This window comes from Empedobacter sp. UBA7248 (genome assembly GCF_002472945.1).
Lineage (GTDB): Bacteria > Bacteroidota > Bacteroidia > Flavobacteriales > Weeksellaceae > Empedobacter > Empedobacter falsenii_C.
The window spans coordinates 375,902-393,985 of record NZ_DKSU01000016.1 but is presented as its reverse complement, the minus strand read 5'-3'; the positions used below and the strand labels follow the sequence as shown (position 1 = coordinate 393,985).

Annotated in this window: 16 protein-coding genes and 1 other RNA gene; 5 read left to right on the top strand and 12 right to left on the bottom strand. The window is 31.5% G+C overall.

The genetic code is table 11. The annotated features are described in order from the left end of the window. The first annotated feature begins 22 nt into the window (after positions 1–22). On the top strand, positions 23–1,531 hold the full coding sequence (gltX, locus tag B4A23_RS16385) for a glutamate--tRNA ligase (protein WP_291121479.1): 1,509 nt from the start codon (positions 23–25) through the stop codon (positions 1,529–1,531). A 53-nt stretch (positions 1,532–1,584) separates the two neighbouring features. Here the strand turns inward: gltX and B4A23_RS16380 are convergent, their stop codons facing one another. Both B4A23_RS16380 and B4A23_RS16375 read right to left on the bottom strand, forming a co-directional pair. Continuing rightward, positions 1,585–1,956 (bottom strand): DUF779 domain-containing protein, encoded by a 372-nt coding sequence (locus tag B4A23_RS16380; protein WP_291121477.1) that lies wholly within the window; start codon positions 1,954–1,956, stop codon positions 1,585–1,587. A gap of 28 nt (positions 1,957–1,984) precedes the next feature. Next, positions 1,985–3,490 carry an aldehyde dehydrogenase family protein gene (locus B4A23_RS16375; protein ID WP_286474546.1) on the bottom strand — a complete coding sequence of 502 codons (1,506 nt, stop codon included), beginning with the start codon at positions 3,488–3,490 and terminating at the stop codon, positions 1,985–1,987. 141 nt (positions 3,491–3,631) lie between these two features. Here B4A23_RS16375 and ssrA point away from each other — a divergent pair. Continuing rightward, positions 3,632–4,029, top strand: a transfer-messenger RNA (tmRNA) gene (ssrA, locus tag B4A23_RS16370). Positions 4,030–4,073: 44 nt separating this feature from the next. Here ssrA and B4A23_RS16365 read toward each other — a convergent pair. Continuing rightward, entirely contained in the window at positions 4,074–4,913 is an 840-nt protein-coding gene (locus tag B4A23_RS16365; protein ID WP_291121474.1) for an HAEPLYID family protein, read from the bottom strand. 186 nt (positions 4,914–5,099) lie between these two features. Between B4A23_RS16365 and B4A23_RS16360 the strand changes: the two genes are divergently transcribed. Continuing rightward, positions 5,100–5,801, top strand: a complete 702-nt coding sequence (locus B4A23_RS16360; protein ID WP_280046197.1) for a hypothetical protein — start codon at positions 5,100–5,102, stop codon at positions 5,799–5,801. Between the two features lie 71 nt (positions 5,802–5,872). On the opposite strand, the gene B4A23_RS16355 is transcribed toward B4A23_RS16360, so the two are convergent. Then, complete coding sequence (locus B4A23_RS16355) at positions 5,873–6,103, bottom strand: ferredoxin (protein ID WP_038336269.1); 231 nt, start codon at positions 6,101–6,103, stop codon at positions 5,873–5,875. Between the two features lie 13 nt (positions 6,104–6,116). Continuing rightward, positions 6,117–7,409, bottom strand: a complete 1,293-nt coding sequence (locus tag B4A23_RS16350; RefSeq protein ID WP_286486825.1) for a peptidase U32 family protein — start codon at positions 7,407–7,409, stop codon at positions 6,117–6,119. Positions 7,410–7,563: 154 nt separating this feature from the next. Here B4A23_RS16350 and B4A23_RS16345 point away from each other — a divergent pair, with 154 nt between their 5' ends. Further along, positions 7,564–7,905, top strand: a complete 342-nt coding sequence (locus tag B4A23_RS16345; RefSeq protein WP_286486826.1) for a DUF4377 domain-containing protein — start codon at positions 7,564–7,566, stop codon at positions 7,903–7,905. A 39-nt stretch (positions 7,906–7,944) separates the two neighbouring features. Continuing rightward, positions 7,945–8,718 carry a TrmH family RNA methyltransferase gene (locus tag B4A23_RS16340; RefSeq protein WP_291121470.1) on the top strand — a complete coding sequence of 258 codons (774 nt, stop codon included), beginning with the start codon at positions 7,945–7,947 and terminating at the stop codon, positions 8,716–8,718. A gap of 62 nt (positions 8,719–8,780) precedes the next feature. Here B4A23_RS16340 and B4A23_RS16335 read toward each other — a convergent pair whose 3' ends face one another. From B4A23_RS16335 to B4A23_RS16305, 7 genes are all read right to left on the bottom strand, one after another. Next, on the bottom strand, positions 8,781–9,695 hold the full coding sequence (locus B4A23_RS16335) for a hypothetical protein (RefSeq protein WP_291121467.1): 915 nt from the start codon (positions 9,693–9,695) through the stop codon (positions 8,781–8,783). A 29-nt stretch (positions 9,696–9,724) separates the two neighbouring features. Then, entirely contained in the window at positions 9,725–10,198 is a 474-nt protein-coding gene (rnhA, locus tag B4A23_RS16330; protein WP_038336544.1) for a ribonuclease HI, read from the bottom strand. Positions 10,199–10,201: 3 nt separating this feature from the next. Next, complete coding sequence (locus B4A23_RS16325) at positions 10,202–12,052, bottom strand: M1 family metallopeptidase (RefSeq protein WP_291121465.1); 1,851 nt, start codon at positions 12,050–12,052, stop codon at positions 10,202–10,204. Next, entirely contained in the window at positions 12,049–12,795 is a 747-nt protein-coding gene (locus tag B4A23_RS16320) for a lysophospholipid acyltransferase family protein (RefSeq protein ID WP_291121463.1), read from the bottom strand. The genes B4A23_RS16325 and B4A23_RS16320 overlap by 4 nt, the downstream gene beginning before the upstream one ends. A gap of 155 nt (positions 12,796–12,950) precedes the next feature. Further along, entirely contained in the window at positions 12,951–15,338 is a 2,388-nt protein-coding gene (locus B4A23_RS16315; RefSeq protein ID WP_291121460.1) for a GumC family protein, read from the bottom strand. Positions 15,339–15,340: 2 nt separating this feature from the next. After that, positions 15,341–16,102: a polysaccharide biosynthesis/export family protein gene (locus B4A23_RS16310; protein WP_286513759.1), complete on the bottom strand. Its 762-nt coding sequence runs from the start codon at positions 16,100–16,102 to the stop codon at positions 15,341–15,343. Continuing rightward, complete coding sequence (locus tag B4A23_RS16305) at positions 16,092–18,032, bottom strand: polysaccharide biosynthesis protein (protein ID WP_291121457.1); 1,941 nt, start codon at positions 18,030–18,032, stop codon at positions 16,092–16,094. The genes B4A23_RS16310 and B4A23_RS16305 overlap by 11 nt, the downstream gene beginning before the upstream one ends. Between the last annotated feature and the right edge of the window lie 52 nt (positions 18,033–18,084).

The window sequence follows — 18,084 nt, the reverse complement described above, 5'->3', positions numbered from 1 at the left end:
AATTTGCAAAAATTTTGATACAATGGCAAAAGAAGTTCGTGTAAGATTTGCGCCAAGTCCAACAGGTGCGTTACACATCGGAGGAGTCCGTACTGCGTTATACAATTATCTTTTCGCAAAACATAATAACGGAAAATTCTTATTAAGAATAGAGGATACAGACCAAACACGTTATGTGGAAGGTGCTGAACAATATATTATCGATTCGTTGAAATGGTTAGGCTTAACTCCTGATGAAGGTGTTGGTTTTGGTGGAGATTTAGGTTCTTACCGTCAATCAGAGCGTAAAGAAATCTACAAACAATATGTAGACGAATTATTAGCTTCTGGAAATGCATATTATGCGTTTGATACGGCAGAAGAATTAGATGCTGCGCGTGCAAAAGCAGAAGAAAATAAAGAAACATTTATTTATAATTGGTCGACAAGAGGAAAGTTGAAAAACTCATTGTCAATGACAGAAGCTGAAACAAAAGCTTTGATTGAGAATGGAACGCCTTATGTGATTCGTTTCAAAATTGATGATTCACGTACAGTTTTATTGGATGATATGATTCGTGGTAAAATTTCGATTGATGCATCAACTTTAGATGATAAAGTTTTGTTTAAATCTGATGGAATGCCAACGTATCACTTAGCCAATATTGTGGACGATCATTTGATGGGAATTTCTCACGTAATTCGTGGAGAAGAATGGTTACCATCAATGGCTTTGCACGAATTATTGTATGATGCATTTGGTTGGGAAGCACCTCGTTTCGCACATTTACCATTAATCTTAAAACCAGAAGGAAAAGGAAAATTAAGTAAACGTGATGGAGACAAACACGGATTTCCAGTTTTCCCAATGGAATGGAAAACAGAAGAAGGAATTGCAAAAGGATACAAACAAGAAGGTTATTTCCCTGATGCAGTATTGAATATGTTAGCTTTATTGGGATGGAATTCTGGAACTGATCAAGAGATTTTTACAATGGAAGAATTGATTCAATTATTTTCATTAGAAAAAGTTTCAAAATCGGGTGCACGTTTTTCTCCAGAAAAAGCAACTTGGTTTAATCATCAATATTTACAACAAAAATCTGTTGAAGAATTATTACCATCTTTTGAAGAAGTTTTAAAAGATAATGGAATCGAAGCGAATCCAGCTTTAGATGCAAAAGTGGTTGAATTGTTAAAAGAAAGAGCAAACTTTGTAAAAGATATTTTCGAACAAGGTCAATTCTTTTATATAGCTCCTTCTAATTACGATGAAAAAGCTACTAAAAAAGCTTGGAAAGATGATTCAAAAGAGATTTTAGGAAAATTTGTTGAAGTTTTAAATTCATCAGAATTTACTTCAGAGGTTTTACACGATGCAATGGCAGAATTTGTTACAACGCAAGAAATTGGATTTGGAAAAATCGGAATGCCTTTACGTCTTAGTTTAGTTGGTGCTTTACAAGGACCAGATGTTCCTGTAATTATGGCAACTTTAGGAAAAGAGGAAACGATTGCACGTATTAACAAAGCGATTGAAGTTTTAGGATAAAATTATTTCTATCATAAATAAAAAAGCCATTTGCATTGCAAATGGCTTTTCTGTTATAAATTGATTTTGAATTCGTCTAATTGATTAAGTTCTTCTTGAGAGAATATTCGATAATTGACTTTAAATGTTTTGCCAAGCGGAACTTCTAACGAAAAACCTCCTGCGCCAATCGCATCAATCACATCTAATTCGAAATGCGCATGTTTCCAATATTCGAACAGATCTTTGTCAATCCAAAATTCAACTCCATCAATTTCTCCAATGCAAACATCTTTGTATCGAAGATAAAATTCTCCTTTTCTGAAACATTGCGGTTGCGTTCCTTCACAGCAACCTCCCGCTTGATAAAGCATTAAATCGCCATATTTTGCTTTTAATTCATTCAATAAATTAATCGCTTTTTCTGTTGCATCAACACGTTTCATTTTTTGAGATTTTTAATTAATTATTGATTTAGAAGAAACCTAATTTCTTTTTGCTGTAAGAAACTAACATATTTTTAGTTTGACGATAATGGTCTAACATCATTTTGTGGTTCTCACGTCCGATTCCAGATTGTTTATAACCTCCGAAAGGCGCTCCAGCAGGATAACTATGATATTGATTAACCCAAACACGACCAGCCTGAATAGCGCGTGGAACTTGATACAATTGATGTGCGTCACGCGTCCAAACACCAGCTCCTAAACCATAAATTGTGTCATTAGCAAGTTCAATCGCTTCTGCCTCATCTTTGAAAGTTGTTACAGCTAATACAGGTCCAAAAATCTCTTCTTGGAAAATACGCATCTTGTTATTTCCTTTAAATAATGTTGGTTTGATGTAATAACCATTTTCGATATCTCCTTGTAAATGATTAGCATCTCCACCAGTTAAAACTTCTGCACCTTCTTCTTTTCCTAATTTAATATAACTTAAAATTTTGTCATATTGAATTTGAGAAGCTTGCGCACCAATCATTGTTTCAGGATCAAGAGGATTTCCTGCTTTAATCATATTTACACGCTCTACAACTCGCGCAATAAACTTATCATAAATAGATTCTTGAATCAATAATCTTGAAGGACATGTACAAATTTCACCTTGATTTAAAGCAAATAATACTGCTCCTTCAATCGCTTTGTCTAAGAAATCATCATCATGATCCATCACAGATTCGAAGAATACATTTGGTGATTTTCCTCCTAATTCTAACGTAACTGGAATAATATTTTCTGTTGCATATTGCATCACGAAACGCCCTGTAGCTGTAGATCCTGTAAATGCAGCTTTCGATACTTTAGGGTTTGTCACCAATGCGCGACCTAATTCTCCACCAAAACCATTTACAATGTTAACAACTCCTGGAGGTAATAAATCTCCAATTAATTCGAATAAATATAAAATCGAGATAGGAGTAGACTCAGCAGGTTTTAAAACTACGCAGTTTCCAGCAGCCAAAGCTGGAGCTAATTTCCAAACAGCCATCAAAATTGGGAAGTTCCAAGGAATAATTTGTGCAACAACACCAATTGGCTCGTGGATAATAATTGAAACTGTATCTTTATCTAATTCGTTGATAGAACCTTCCTCAGCACGAATTACCGAAGCAAAATATCTGAAATGATCGATTGCTAAAGGAATATCAGCATTCAACGTTTCACGAACAGGTTTTCCGTTATCATAGGTTTCTACAGCTGCAACATTTTGTAAATTTTCTTCGATTCGATCTGCAATTTTATTCAAAATAATGCTTCGTTGCGTTGGCGAAGTTTGACTCCAACTTTTGAAAGCTTCGTGAGCAGCGTCTACCGCTTTTGCTAAATCTTCTTCCGAAGAATGTGCAGCTTTTGTAAAAACTTTTCCAGTAAGTGGTGTTACAACATCAAAGTATTTTCCGTTTGTAGGTGGCGTAAATTGACCATTGATGTAATTGTCATAATGATCTTTGAATGTAGGTACATTAACTAAGTTTCCCATTTTATTAAAATTTTTGTGAACTGAATTTTCTCTAATTTATTCAAATTTGTTCAATAATTATGTTTAGAAAAAGTTAATTCTATTTGGTATAAAATTTGTACATTTGGCATCCGTCAATTATTTATTGACAATTTACTTTATGGGGCTGACTGGTTTTGACAGCAGGGCCAATGGGTAAGTAAGCATGCAGTGATAGGTTGTGTACTCACTTTAATCAGGCACTTCAACTTTTTAACTGGCAACGAAGAGTACGCTTTAGCTGCATAATTCTGAATTTTAGTAAGAATACGCCACGTCTATACTAGGTATAGAAGCTGAATGTCCCTCAAAAGCCTTGACTTACGGCGTTTGATAAAGGGACACGGGAAAGTAAGAATAGAAACCTTAGTGCATCGGATAGGTTTCGAGATTTTAGATGATAAGCGGTTGACAGAGTGTTTATTCTCAGGATATCGTCGAAAATTAATAATAAACTAAGCATGTAGAAAGCTTATTTGTTGCTTGTTTGGACGCGGGTTCGAATCCCGCCAGCTCCACAAACCTCCTTTAAAAAGTTTTAAAGGAGGTTTTTTTATTAAGAAAACTAAGGTTCCCAAATAATACGTGTCATCACATCAAGGTTGGTTCCGGTATGTTTGGTGATAGGAACTCCAGTAACCAAACCAATCATTAAATTGTGTTGAATAGCCAATCTAATTTGAGGTCTTAAAGTATAATGAAATCCATCGCGGTCAATATCCATATTATTTTCAAGTCCAATAAAGTTTTTCGAATTTGGTAAAACATACATCATACTTGCATTTATAGTTGCTCCAATATCTACTTTTTGCTTTTTATAATGATGTTCAAAAACAGGACCTGTATAGATTAACGTGTTGAAATTTTTAAAATTCTTTGCTCCAATAAAAACAGGATTCATTTTCATACCCGTAAATACAGAACCTTGATGTCCTAATTCTTTAAAATTATTAAACTCAAATTCATGAACATAAGCTACAGCTAAAGACATTTTTTGTTTTTCATTTACTAAAAAAGTATATTGAGTTGCTAATTTTAAACCTTCAATTTTATTGTTCGGAACATAAATAGAGCCATCGTTATTATCGCTTTTGTGATTAAAAGAAAAAGGTACTTCAACCTCTAATCCCAAACGATCTGCAACAGCCCATTCATACTCAATAAAACCATTATATTCATTATATCCTTTTTTCGAGGTAACTCCAAATCCTACATTTATCTCAGCTTCTCCTTTTCGTGCGCCCAAATCACGCATCAAATCTGTATAGAGAGGTTCTGCATGTTCAACTTTAGGTTTTAATGTTTTTTGTTGAGGTTGAATGGTGATAATTGAATCATTTTTCGTCTGAGCTATCGTAGTAATTGTTAAGAAAGTGCTTGTAATTATTGTTAAGAAAAATTTCATTTGTTTATTATTTTGAGACAAAGGACAAAGAAGATTTAGGAAGAAATTAGGAATTGAAGTTTTACCCCTTTAAAAATCTAACCTATTAAATTTTGAAGTTTTTTGATACTTATCATTTTAAGAATAATAAAAACTATCTTATCTTAGTCGATGAATTAACACCACATTTAAGACAATCAAACAATTATGAGTTCCTACGAATATTATAACTTTCCGATACAGTTGATAAACGGTTTTTTAGATGATTCTAAAAAAGTTTTGATTGATATTTCACATTATTGTATTTATAGAGTTTTTATAGATAATTTCGAGAAATATTCGGGTTCTTTTACAGGTTACCAGAAGGCTTGTGATGATTTTGGAATCGAATTTAAAAATGTTGCAGCAGCTTATCAAAATGGTAAAGATTTGTATGAAGCAACAATAGATAAAAGTCCGATGGTTGGAATGACTTCTGAAATGTATTGGGATTATATGACCAATGAAAAATCTGAATTTGAGAAGGTTTTATTGCTTGGAGATCTTGCTTTTAAAAGCATTTTAGGTGCAAAATCATATATAAAATTGGATAATAAATATTGGTTTAGCCGAATGAATGGTTCTGTAAAATCAATTGCAAAAGAAGAAATATCTCCAAAACTTCAACGTTATTTGAACGAATATCAAACCAAAAAAATTAAGAATCAATTAATTGCTGGTTGGGGATTAGCTTCGTATTCAAGATATAATCGCGGGTTTTATGTGAGTTATAAAATGACTTTGGATGATTTGGCTTATCATGCAGAAAAGATTAGAAAATCTACACAAGATAAAAAGATCAAAAATGATGTAAAATCTGCTCACGAAAAAGCATTAGAGAGATTAGAGAAAGAAGGAAAAATGAATTAAGATTTATTTTTTACATAAAGCAAAAGTCCATCAAAATTTTGATGGACTTTTTATATAGCTAATGTTTTAATCTATATTTCTTTTACTGTAATTATATTTACAGGGCAAGCTTTGGCAGCACGTTCGCAATTATCTGCGATAGAATGATCAGGATCTTTCAACGTGTGGAAACCTTTTTTATCAATTGCTTTTAATAAAACAGATTTGCCATCTTTTTTTGACATTCTGAATCGTTCTGGTGCTAACTCATAACAATAGTTGCATCCGATGCATTTATCGCGTTGTAACGTAATAATGACCATTGATAACTATTTTTTAATGAGAATAAGCGCCTTCTTCAACACTATTTTGTTGCGTTCCTGGCTCTTCTACTTTTACTAATTTGTATAATTTATCAGAAGGACGAATTCTAAATTCCATCGGAATTGTAATCGAATCACCTTTTTTAGCTGTATCAGATTTTACATCTTCCACCATCATTTCTGTAACCACCATTTCTTTGGCTCCAGTTGTTGGTCCTGTTACTAAAATTAAATCTCCAACTTTCAAATCATACGCATCAATTACAAATTGACCAATGCTTGGTTTTGGGAAGAAATGAACACCTTTTCCGATATAAACTTTTTTCTGAGTTGCCATAGAACCTGGAACAGCAGACCATTCTCCTAATTTTTGACCTAAATAATATCCAGACCAAAAACCACGATTATAAACAGTTTGCAATAATCCCATCCAGTAATCTACTTTTTCTTTCGAATATGTTTTATCCGCAATAGAATCAATCGCTTCTCTATACGCACGAATCACAGTTGCAACGTACTCTGGAGCACGTCCACGACCTTCAATTTTCAATACTTTTACACCTGCATCAACCACTTCGTCCAAAAATTCCATTGTACAAAGGTCTTTTGGCGACATCATGTATTCGTTATCTAATTCGATTTCGAAACCTGATTCTTGGTCGATTACGGTATATTTTTTACGACAGTTTTGTTTACAAGCTCCACGATTTGCAGAAGAATTGTGAGAATGTAAGCTCAAGTAACATTTACCTGAAACAGCCATACACAATGCTCCGTGACCGAAAATTTCGATTTCAACTAAATTTCCACTTGGTCCACGAACATCATCTTTGATAATCTGTTCACAAATCTTTTTCACTTGTTTCAAACTCAATTCACGCGATAATACCATTGTATCAGCAAACATTGCATAGAATTTTACTGTTTCGATATTCGTAACGTTAATTTGTGTCGAAATATGAATCTCAATCCCAATTTGTCTTGCATAGGCAATAACCGATTGATCCATCGCAATAACAGCGGTAATTTTCGCTTCTTTTGCTTTGTCCAACAAGTTTTTGATTAAAGATAAATCGTGATCGTATATAATTGTATTTAAAGTAAGGTAAGAACGCACACCTTTTTCCTCACAACGTTTTACGATTTCTGGTAAATCGTCCATTGTAAAGTTTATTGATGCTCTCGCACGCATATTCAACTGCTCAACTCCGAAATATACAGAATCAGCTCCGTTATCTAAAGCCGCTTGTAATGATTCGAAATTCCCAGCAGGAGCCATCAACTCCATTTTTCCATCTTTGGTCATACGAAAATTCTGATTTTAAGGTGCAAAGGTACAACAAAAAATACAAGTGATTAAGTTATTTATAATCAAGTTAAATTTTTGAGAATGAATTTACTTTGAAGTTTAAGCTAGTTTTTAGCATAATATTTGTTGTCAAACAATAAAATGATATTCTATGAAAAAAATTATTTTATCAAGTATTTTAAGTATCGGTTTATTTGCCTCTTGTGCTTCAACTAAAGAATTGAAACAAGGAGAAGAATTGTTAACAGTTGCTCCAGAAACAAGAGAATGTACCGCAGGAGTTGCAAAAATGCAATGTATGATGGTAAAAGAAGCAAATGCAGCTGAATGGCAATATTTTTATAATCAGATTGAAGGATTTAAGCATGAACCAGGTTATGAATATCAAATTATTGTTTCAAAATCTAAAATTGAAAATCCACCAGCAGATGCATCTTCATTAAAATATAAGTTGGTAAAAGTTGTAAGTAAAAAATTAGCAACAATGAAATAAATTGAATCTACTTCAAAGAATTTCGAGTAATTTTGCAGAATGTTAATAGAAAGTCTTCAAAATCCAAGGATTAAAAACTTGCTGAAATTGCAAGAAAAATCGAGAGAACGTAAAAATCAAGGTTTATTTATTGTGGAAGGAACACAAGAAAATGAATTAGCTGTAAAAGGTGGTTACGAAGCGGTTGAAATTTATATTTGCGAAGATATTTATAACAAATCAATAGATTTTGCACAAGCAAAAGTATTTACAATTACCAAACAAGTTTTTGAGAAGCTTGCGTATAGAAAATCGACAGGCGGAATTATTGGTGTCTATAACACGAAATCTTCGACATTGACAGATTTACAATTACCAGAAAATGCATTGGTTGTTGTTTTGGAAGCTGTAGAAAAGCCTGGAAATCTTGGTGCAGTTTTAAGAACAGGAGATGGAGCAAACGTAGATGCTGTGATTGTTTGTGATGAAACAGTAGATTTTTTCAATCCAAATGTGATTCGTTCTTCGGTTGGAACATTGTTTACCAATCAAATTGCATCAGCAAGTAAAGAGGCTGTTTTGGATTTCTTAAAGTCGAAAAATATTCAAGTGGTTTCAACATTTTTAAGAGAAGAAACGAAGAATTTATACGAGACTGATTTTACAAAATCTTCTGCCATTATTTTAGGAACAGAAGCAACAGGGCTTTCAGATTTTTGGGCTGATAATTCAGCTGTTTTAATCAAAATCCCAATGTTAGGGTTTGTAGATTCGCTAAATGTGAGTAACGCAGCAGCGATTTGTGTTTACGAAGCTGTGAGACAAAGACAATAAAATAGATTATAATAAACACAAAAGCCACTTCGAAAGAAGTGGCTTTTGTTATTTTTATAATATCAACTAAATTTTTTCATTCTCTTTGCAGCTTCATCCAACCAAGGTTGATAATTGCAATGTTTTTGTATTGCTTGATAAATTCCGTTGCTATTCGGATCTGAAGGATCAAGTTCGTAAATTAATGAATTAATAAATCCATTTTTTATCGATTGACTTTTGATGTTTTTCAATAAAGCATCCGCAGAAAGACCTTGATATAATTTTTCTTGTAAGTTTGTTAAGACAATATTGCGGTAACTCTGATACGTTCTATAATCCTCGTCATTATCTAAATCGATTTCATTTAATTCTGTCAAAAAATTAACAGGTAATTGCTGAGAAGCAGGATTGTAATATGTGTACGAATCCTTGTACATGTACAACAAATTAATAAAATCGTAATTTAAATTCGTTTTTTCCGTTTTGATGAACGAAGAATTAACTTCTAATTTCTCTAAATCTTCGAAAACTTTTTGATGAAAATTTTTGATTTGATTTTTGAAATCTGGCGGAGCAAGTTTAAATAATTCGGTATGATCAGTTAAGAATTTATCCGTTTTAAAACTTTTGTCAACCAAATAATTGTTTCGATTTTTTCCTATTCCAGAGAATTTGAAATTATTCTCCAAATGTTTTAAATCTGTATTTAGAATCAAACTATCACCTGGAATCAAATAAATTGTAAATTCTTCTCGTTCTATGGAAAGTGTCTTGTAACCTTCGTCAACTAACTGAATTGTATCCGAAAAGTTTCCATCAAAATCTAAAGCAAAAGCCTTTTCACGATTATTCAATAATAGGTAAATGCTATCTGTTTGCGCATTCGCGATTCGTCCACTAAAGTAGACAAGTTCACCTTTTTCTTTTTTAGGTGAACAACTGTAAATTGTAATTAAAAGTAGTAGGAGAAATCTCCACAACGTCTTCATTTTCATTTTTCTCTCTGCCTCACAAAAGTAGAAAATTATTCTTCGTTTTGATGAATTTCGAAGTAAGAATCTATCTTAAAATTTTCTGGTTTATTTGCTGCCGCAACCGCTAATTTATCAGCTTCTTCATTCCAATGATGTCCAGCATGACCTTTTATCCATTGAAATTTTACGCGATGAATTTTATAAACTTCTAAAAATCTTTTCCACAAATCAGCATTCTTCTTTCCTTTGAAATTCTTTTGCACCCAACCAAAAACCCAACGTTTTTCCACAGCATCTACCACATATTTAGAATCCGTCACAATGGTAATCTCCGTGTTGGTAAACTTTAGCGTTTCCAAAGCCGTAATAACCGCCAGCAATTCCATTCGATTATTTGTTGTTAGTCGAAAACCTTGAGAAATTTCTTTTTTGACTTTTTTCTCGGTTTCCAACAAAATACAACCAAATCCTCCTGGACCAGGATTTCCCAACGACGAACCGTCTGTATATGCTACAATTGCCATATTTTATGGTTTGTAGTTTAACATTGTATCAATTGTTTGACGCGCAACAAAATGATAATTTGGACGCGCATCTTTATAGATATTCTTTGCTAAATCTAATTGATTAGATTCTTTTAAAGCTAAATATAAAGGCTCTAAAAATTTACGACGACCAACATTTACCAAGAATTCTTTCGCATTTGTGTTGACTTTATCGTAATGCATTAAAAATGCTTTTTCGAACCAAGCACATTCAATTTCTGGATTTTTAGAATTTGTAAAATCATAAATTGAATCCAAATAAGCTAAATCTTCTTTTGTGTTTTTAGTTGTATCAATTTGACGAATAAAATGAACCCATTCGTTTGTAGATTTCGTAGAAATCGCCACTTTTTTCGGAGCAACTTTATTTCGTCCGTTTGTAATATCTTGCTGTAACTGCGCTTCTGCTAAATCAAATAATTTTGAAGTTGGTTTTTTCAAATCTTTTGGCCAACCTGTGTTATAAATCCATTCTTGAACAAAAGAATCGTCTCCATTTGTTAAATTAGCTTTCAAATATTCAACAAATTTTTCTGTCGTCATCGTTTGGAAAGCATGCGAAGAAAAATATTGATTCAAGAATTTATCAAATTTTTCACGACCATATTTATCTTCTAACATTTTCAAAAATAAATAACCTTTATCGTACGGAACATCAGAAAAAGCATCATCAGGATTTGCTCCTTTCATGTTCACTTTTAATGAAGTATATTTTTCTGGAATATTTTTCATCGACGTTTCCAAATCTTGAAAACCAATTACTGAAATCATATCCGCATAATCTTTTCCTTCTAATTCTTCCATGATTCGACGCTCAAAATAAACTGTAAATCCTTCATTTACCCAGAAATCATCCCAAGTAGAATTCGTTACTAAATTTCCAGACCAAGAATGAGCCAATTCGTGAGCAATCAAATTCGTCATCGAACGATCACCTACAATTGCAGTTGGCGTAGCAAACGTTAAACGCGGATTTTCCATTCCTCCAAAAGGAAACGAAGGCGGTAAAACCAAGACATCAAATTGTTCCCAAGGATATTTTCCGTACAATTTCTCGGCAGCAGTTACCATTTTTCCCATATCGGCAAATTCCCACGCAGCAGCTTTTAACAAACCAGGTTCTGCATAAACACCCGTTCTGTTGTCGATTGGTTGATATTGTACATCACCAACAGCTAAAGCAATCAAATAAGGTGCAATTGGTTGTGGCATTTTGAAGGTATAAATTCCTTCTGTATTTTTTTCTTTCGGATTGATTGCACTCATCAAAGGCAATAAGTCTTTTGGCGTTTTTACTTTTGCATCGTACGTTAAACGAACACTTGGTGTATCCTGAATCGGAATCCAAGAACGTGTTAAAATTGCTTGTCCTTGAGACAATAAAAACGGATGTTTTTTATCGTGTGTTTGTTGTGGATTTAACCATTGTAAAGCATTTGCATCAGGAGAAGTTTTGTAGAAAACTTTTACAATTGTATCATTTGGCGTAACATCAATGATTAAGGCTTGACCTTTGATCGAATCTTTTTCGCCTAATCTGTATGTTGTTTTTTGACCATTCGCTAATAAAACTGAATCAATTGTTAGTTTTTCTGTATCTAAAATCAATTGTTTTGCTTGATTATTTTCGAATGTATAAGCCGCCGAACCTTTGATTTGATGCGTATCGAAATCAGTTTGGATATCCAAACTCAAATGTTTGATGCGAGCTTTATCTAAATCAGCAAAAGTTTGATTATCCTTTGCTTCAGTTTCTGTGGTAGAAGTGATTTGTTTATTGCAACTAACCGCCGTTAAAGCCGTTCCTAATGCGATATAAACTAAATTTTTCATTGTTCTAAATCTTTTAAAATCATGTTGTAAGCAGCTTCTTTCAAAGCAACTTTATCGTTTTTTACATTCAAATCTTTTGTTTCGAAAGTCGCCAATAATCGGACTTTTATTTTTCCTGGATAACCTCTAAACCAATTAAACGGAAACATTTTATTCAATCCATGAATCGCCAAAACAGCCAAAGGCGTTTGTGTTTCAATCGCAATGTTAAATGCTCCGTCTTTGAAAGGATCCAAATAAATCTTGAATTCTTTGTCGTTTGTTACGCCTCCTTCAGGAAAAATAAAAATACTCAGATTTTTGTCTAATTTTTTCTTTGCTTCGGGATAAACAAGTGCTTTACTACGTGCACTTTTTCGGTCGACAGGGATACAAATTCGTTCGAATATTCGTCCAAAGATAGGGATTTTGAGTAACTCTGCCTTGCCTACAAATACGATTGGATGATGTTTTAGAATCGTCAACATCAACATAATATCCATAATCGAAGTATGATTGGCTATAAAAACATAATTTTCTTTCGGATTGAGAGGAACAAGTTTTTTGTAATCTATTCTGAATCCCGTTCCGTACAACACAAATTTGCCCCAATATCTGATTAACGGATAAATATATGGGAATGTTTTTTCGAAACTTGCTAAAGGCAATACGATAAAAACGCCTATTGTTAAGACATAAATTGCAGCTAAAAATATCATCCAAATGCGCCAAATAAGGACAAAAAAACCTGTGATGTATTTCATTGAGTTGGTTTAGTGGAGTAAAGATAGAATAAATGTCAATCATTGAAAAATGAAAATATTTTGTAACCAAGCGATTATTTTTTCATAATGATTTTTATTTTAAGACGAAGTAAGAGTTAAAAAAAACCTGAAGATCAACTTCAGGTTTTTTTATTTTATTTACGTTTAAAAAGATTTTTTAAAAAACCTCCTTTATTATAGTTATCTCCATAGCCATAGCCATAGCCATAACCATAACCATAACCTTTTGTAAAGTCTACATCATTAATAACCATAGCCATATTCTTAAGTCTATTTTCTCTATATAGATCTCTTGGAATCGCTAGCATACGTTTATCTAAATAATTAGCACGAACTACGTACATTGTAATATCTGCATCGTCTGAAATTAATAGTGTATCAGTTACTAAACTTACAGGAGCTGTATCAACTATTACATAATCATAATGTTCCTTTCCGTATTTAATAATATCATCAAATCGTCCATTCATTAATAATTCGGATGGATTAGGTGCTATTTGACCTGAATAAATAACATCGAATTTATAATGTGCAGGTTTTTTTATGATAATATCATCAATATTAACATCATTAGAAATTAAATATTCAGTTACACCATATTTATGCATATATTGATCAGAAATACCTAAATAATCTAATACTTTTGGACTTCGAATATCAGCTCCGATTAACAACACTGATTTTCCAGACATTGTTAAAATTTGAGTTAAGTTAGTTGATATAAATGACTTTCCTTCTCCACTAGTTGTAGATGTAATATATATACATTGAGGATCTGTTGAGTTCTTTAATAAGAAATTTACATTTGTTCTTAAGATTCGGAAAGCTTCAGCTGCACTTGAGTTATCATTATTTTCTAATATAGAAATATTACTTTTTGGTACTTGTCCTGCGATAGGTGCTCCTACAGCATCTTCTACATCTTCTTTTGAATTAACTGTATTATTTAATAATTTATAGATGTAAATTATTATAAAAGGTATTACAAGGCCTAGAATAAGTGCTCCTAAAAATATAATACTTTTTTTAGGAGAAACAGGTTGTTTTATACCATAAGCATAATCGATTACTTTAATGTTCTCAGGTGTTGCAGCTGCTTTTATTTCATTTTCTTCTCTTTTCTGAAGTAAGAATAAATATAAAGCCTCTACAATTTGTTGTTGACGAGAAATATCTCTAAAGCCACGCTCTTGACTAGGTACTTTTTTAATTTTTCCTGCAATCTGATTTTGCTTCCCTTGTATAGTGCTTAAAATAGTTTGGGTATTATTTCTATATAATCTTAAACTATTTTTTAGATTTCTTTTTACATCATTTATTTGTTCTTGTAACTTAATAACATTTGGATGTTCATTAGTTACAGATTTTAACATATCTTCTTTAGCAAGTACTAATTCGTTGTAAGAAGATATTTCTGATGAAATAGACTTATCATCTAACCCAATATTTGAAGGAAGTAAATCTGTTCGAGACGTATTTAGAGCTCCATTCATGTATTCAACTAATTGGAGCTGTGTAGAAGCGTCTAATAATTTTTTTTCATTATCAGCAGCGCTTTCTAAAAATATGTTTGCTTCAGAAGAGACATCAGTAATATTATTACTTTGTTTGAATTGTTCTAACTGTTTATCAACACCATCTAAATCACCACTAACAATAGCTAATCTAGAATCAATAAACTTAGATGTAGCTTCAGTTAATTTATGATTATCACCAACAATGTCTTTGTTATAATTAATGATTAAATCATTAATAACTTTTTTAGAAATTTCTGGAACAGGACCTATTAATGAGAAGTTAATAATTTTAGAGCTTTTTTCACTGTTAGGATCTATAGCAAGTTTCTTTTGGTAATTATCTACAGTTTTATCAATAGAATTTAAAACAATTAGATATTCATTATCAATTGATTTAGCTAAGTTTTTATTAGGACTAATAACAAAACTTCCAATTTTATCATTTATTTTTTGTCCAAAAGAATACTCTTTTTCTGTTGAAGTTGTTTTGTTTGTTAAAATAAATTTTGTTGTAGATTTTATTTGAACAGTAAATTTAGCTTCTAAATCTTCATTAGTTTTATCAGCTTCGTTTAGAAAAATAATTTTAATAGGAGATTTCTCTTGAGTTAATTCAACTTCAGCTACACGACCTTTGCTAAAGTATTGAATATTTAAATTATTTTCTTCTACAACCTTAGTAATTAATCGTTTTGATTTTAAAACATCAATTTGATCACCAACTTCTGCACTTCCTCCAGAACCCCCTCCAAGCATAGCTTGATCCATTAAACCAGCTAATTCACCTGTTGCAGATTCTTTCTCGTTTAATAATATTTTAGCTGAAACTTGATATTGTTTCTGAGTATATTTAACATATAAAAAGGCTACAATTAAAGAAATAATGACTCCAAATACAAACCATTTCCAGTAATAAAGATATTGTTCTAAAATTTGCCTGATATTAATTGTTTCTTCAGACTCATCGAAGTATTGGTCTTCTACGTTATTTTTATTTTTACTCATTTTTATTTAGAAATAACAGCAATTACAGATATTATAACACCAGCAACAGATATCCATAATGAATAGTTTGGTGTAAATTTAGATGATGAAATTTTAGCACTATTTGGTTCTACATAAATAACATCATTTTGGGCTAAATAATAAACAGGAGAGTTTAGTATTTCTTTGGATGTTAAATCGACATTATACGTTTGTTTTTGTCCGTTTTGTTCACGAATAACCATAATATTACTTCTAACACCATTAATAGTTAAATCACCAGCCATACCTAAAGCATCAAGTATACTTACTCTTTCACTCGGAATTGTAAAATTACCAGGTTTAGCAACTTCTCCTAAAACACTAATTCTAAAATTTGTAAAATTAATATTTACCCCAGGATTAACGATATATTTTGAGATTTTTGATTTTAATTCATTTTCTGCTTCTGTTCTAGTCAATCCACCTACTTTCACATTTCCTATTAACGGATAGTTGATATAACCATTTTCATCAACAGTATAAACCTTAGCATAAGGATTATTTTGCATTCCAGAATTTACTTGATAAACACTTTGTTGATTAAAAGGTTCTGTAGCTTTTATATCAGCAGCACTCACACTGATTGCTAGCATATCAGAAGATTGAATTTTAGGAATATATTCTTCGTATTTTGTAGTAGATTGTTGATCTCCTTGAAAGTAGACTAATTCTTTTTTTGATGCACAAGAAGAAATAGTGAGTATAACTATTACAATTAAAAGATTAAAAATTTTATTTTTCATAAATTAGATTATCAAGTTTTTCAAATTCTGAGTTTTGTGATTTAAATTCTGGTACTATCTCTTTTATTTTAGCTACTAAATGCATGACTTGTTCATGTTTTTCTATAGTTGAAGACATTGAGCATAACTCTTCAATCAACTTTTTATTATCTTGACATTTTGAAGTATTTACTTTAGCAATCATTATTTTTTCATGATGTGTTTTAACTGTATTTTCATCATTGGCTAATAATTCTTCATAAATTTTTTCACCTGGACGTAAACCTACAATTTTTATATCAATTTCTTCAGGATATTTAAAACCACTAAGTCTAATCATCCTTTTAGCAAGATCAATAATCTTCATAGACTCGCCCATATCAAATACAAAAATCTCGCCACCTTTTCCCATTATTGCTGCTTCAAGTACTAACTGACACGCTTCTGGTATTGTCATAAAAAAACGTGTAATATCAGGATGAGTTACAGTTAATGGACCTCCGTTTTCCAATTGACGCTTGAATAAAGGTATTACAGATCCATTAGATCCTAACACATTACCAAATCGTGTGACAATATAATTAGTTTTAGAAATTTCATTTGTACAATTTACATAAATTTCGGCAACTCGTTTAGTTGCGCCCATCACGTTTGTAGGATTTACAGCTTTATCAGTAGAAACCATTACAAACTTTTCAGCACCAAATTCATTTGCTAAATCAGCAATTATTTTTGTTCCATAAATATTTGTGTTGATAGCCTCATAAGGAAATTTTTCCATCAACGGAACATGCTTATATGCAGCTGCATGAAAAATAATTTGTGGATGATATTTATCAAAAAGACTTAGCATTCTCTTTCGATCTCTGACACTCGAAACGATATAATCTATTCTATTTTGTTTTTCTTCAGAAATTTCATTCTTCAAAGATTGTTGAATATCGTAAAGAGCTGATTCTGCTTGATCAATTAAAATTAGTTGATCAAAATCCATCATTGCAATTTGTCTTGAAATTTCGCTTCCGATAGATCCAGCAGCTCCTGTTACAAGTACAACTTTATCCTTGATATTTTCGTTAATGATTGGGTTTTTTAGTTTGATAGATTCACGACCTAATAAATCTTCAATTTTTAATTGTTTGATTTGAGCAGGTTTATATGTTCCATCAATCCAATTAGAAATAGGCGGAATTATTTTTATATTAACATTCAAATCTTCTAATGATTTGGATAGATTTAATAATTGATTCGTTTTAATATTTTGAATAGAAATAATGATTTCTGTAATATCATTTCGTTCAATGAATTTATCATCAATATCATTTATAGAATAAATTTTTACACCATCTATAAACGTTCCAATTTTAGAAGGTTTATCATCAATAAAACCTACAACTTTATAATTAAACTGGGTGTCATTTTGTAAAATATCTCGAGTAATTAATCCGGAATCTCCAGCTCCGTAAATCAATATTTTTTGTTGTTCTTTATTTTTTGAGAAAAAATAATTATAAATCCATTTGTAATATAATCTGGCAATAACCATCACTACGGTCGAAATGAATAAATGAACAAAAATAACAGAGTAAGACATTCTGAAAACATATGAAATAATAGTGTTTTCGGAAATATTAGATTCAATAAATTGTCTATAGATAAAAGAGACGAAGAAAAGAATCAGAAAAGCAGTTGTATTAGAAACAAAAACATTTTCGGCATCTTTTAGCCCAGTTTTTTTTACAATACCTTTATATGTTTTAAAATACAAAAAACATATAGTATAAACTGCTACAACAAATGGTAATTTAAATAATAATTCTTCTAAACTAAAAGAATTTAGAAAGCTATTAAGTATAAAATTGGTTATTACATAGCTAAAGAAAACTATAAGTATGTCTAGCACTAATACTACCCATCTAGGAGCATTAAAGTGTTGGTTAAAAGGATTCAATATTTTAGTAATTTAAGTGGTGATAAAGATAATAAAAAAATCAGGAATAGAG

Excerpts from the sequence above, each read along its gene's own strand:
- gltX (WP_291121479.1), top strand. The coding sequence starts at position 23 with ATGGCAAAAGAAGTTCGTGTAAGATTTGCGCCAAGTCCAACAGGTGCG.
- B4A23_RS16380 (WP_291121477.1), bottom strand. The coding sequence starts at position 1,956 with ATGAAACGTGTTGATGCAACAGAAAAAGCGATTAATTTATTGAATGAA.
- B4A23_RS16375 (WP_286474546.1), bottom strand. The coding sequence starts at position 3,490 with ATGGGAAACTTAGTTAATGTACCTACATTCAAAGATCATTATGACAAT.
- B4A23_RS16365 (WP_291121474.1), bottom strand. The coding sequence starts at position 4,913 with ATGAAATTTTTCTTAACAATAATTACAAGCACTTTCTTAACAATTACT.
- B4A23_RS16360 (WP_280046197.1), top strand. The coding sequence starts at position 5,100 with ATGAGTTCCTACGAATATTATAACTTTCCGATACAGTTGATAAACGGT.
- B4A23_RS16355 (WP_038336269.1), bottom strand. The coding sequence starts at position 6,103 with ATGGTCATTATTACGTTACAACGCGATAAATGCATCGGATGCAACTAT.
- B4A23_RS16350 (WP_286486825.1), bottom strand. The coding sequence starts at position 7,409 with ATGACCAAAGATGGAAAAATGGAGTTGATGGCTCCTGCTGGGAATTTC.
- B4A23_RS16345 (WP_286486826.1), top strand. The coding sequence starts at position 7,564 with ATGAAAAAAATTATTTTATCAAGTATTTTAAGTATCGGTTTATTTGCC.
- B4A23_RS16340 (WP_291121470.1), top strand. The coding sequence starts at position 7,945 with ATGTTAATAGAAAGTCTTCAAAATCCAAGGATTAAAAACTTGCTGAAA.
- B4A23_RS16335 (WP_291121467.1), bottom strand. The coding sequence starts at position 9,695 with ATGAAAATGAAGACGTTGTGGAGATTTCTCCTACTACTTTTAATTACA.
- rnhA (WP_038336544.1), bottom strand. The coding sequence starts at position 10,198 with ATGGCAATTGTAGCATATACAGACGGTTCGTCGTTGGGAAATCCTGGT.
- B4A23_RS16325 (WP_291121465.1), bottom strand. The coding sequence starts at position 12,052 with ATGAAAAATTTAGTTTATATCGCATTAGGAACGGCTTTAACGGCGGTT.
- B4A23_RS16320 (WP_291121463.1), bottom strand. The coding sequence starts at position 12,795 with ATGAAATACATCACAGGTTTTTTTGTCCTTATTTGGCGCATTTGGATG.
- B4A23_RS16315 (WP_291121460.1), bottom strand. The coding sequence starts at position 15,338 with ATGAGTAAAAATAAAAATAACGTAGAAGACCAATACTTCGATGAGTCT.
- B4A23_RS16310 (WP_286513759.1), bottom strand. The coding sequence starts at position 16,102 with ATGAAAAATAAAATTTTTAATCTTTTAATTGTAATAGTTATACTCACT.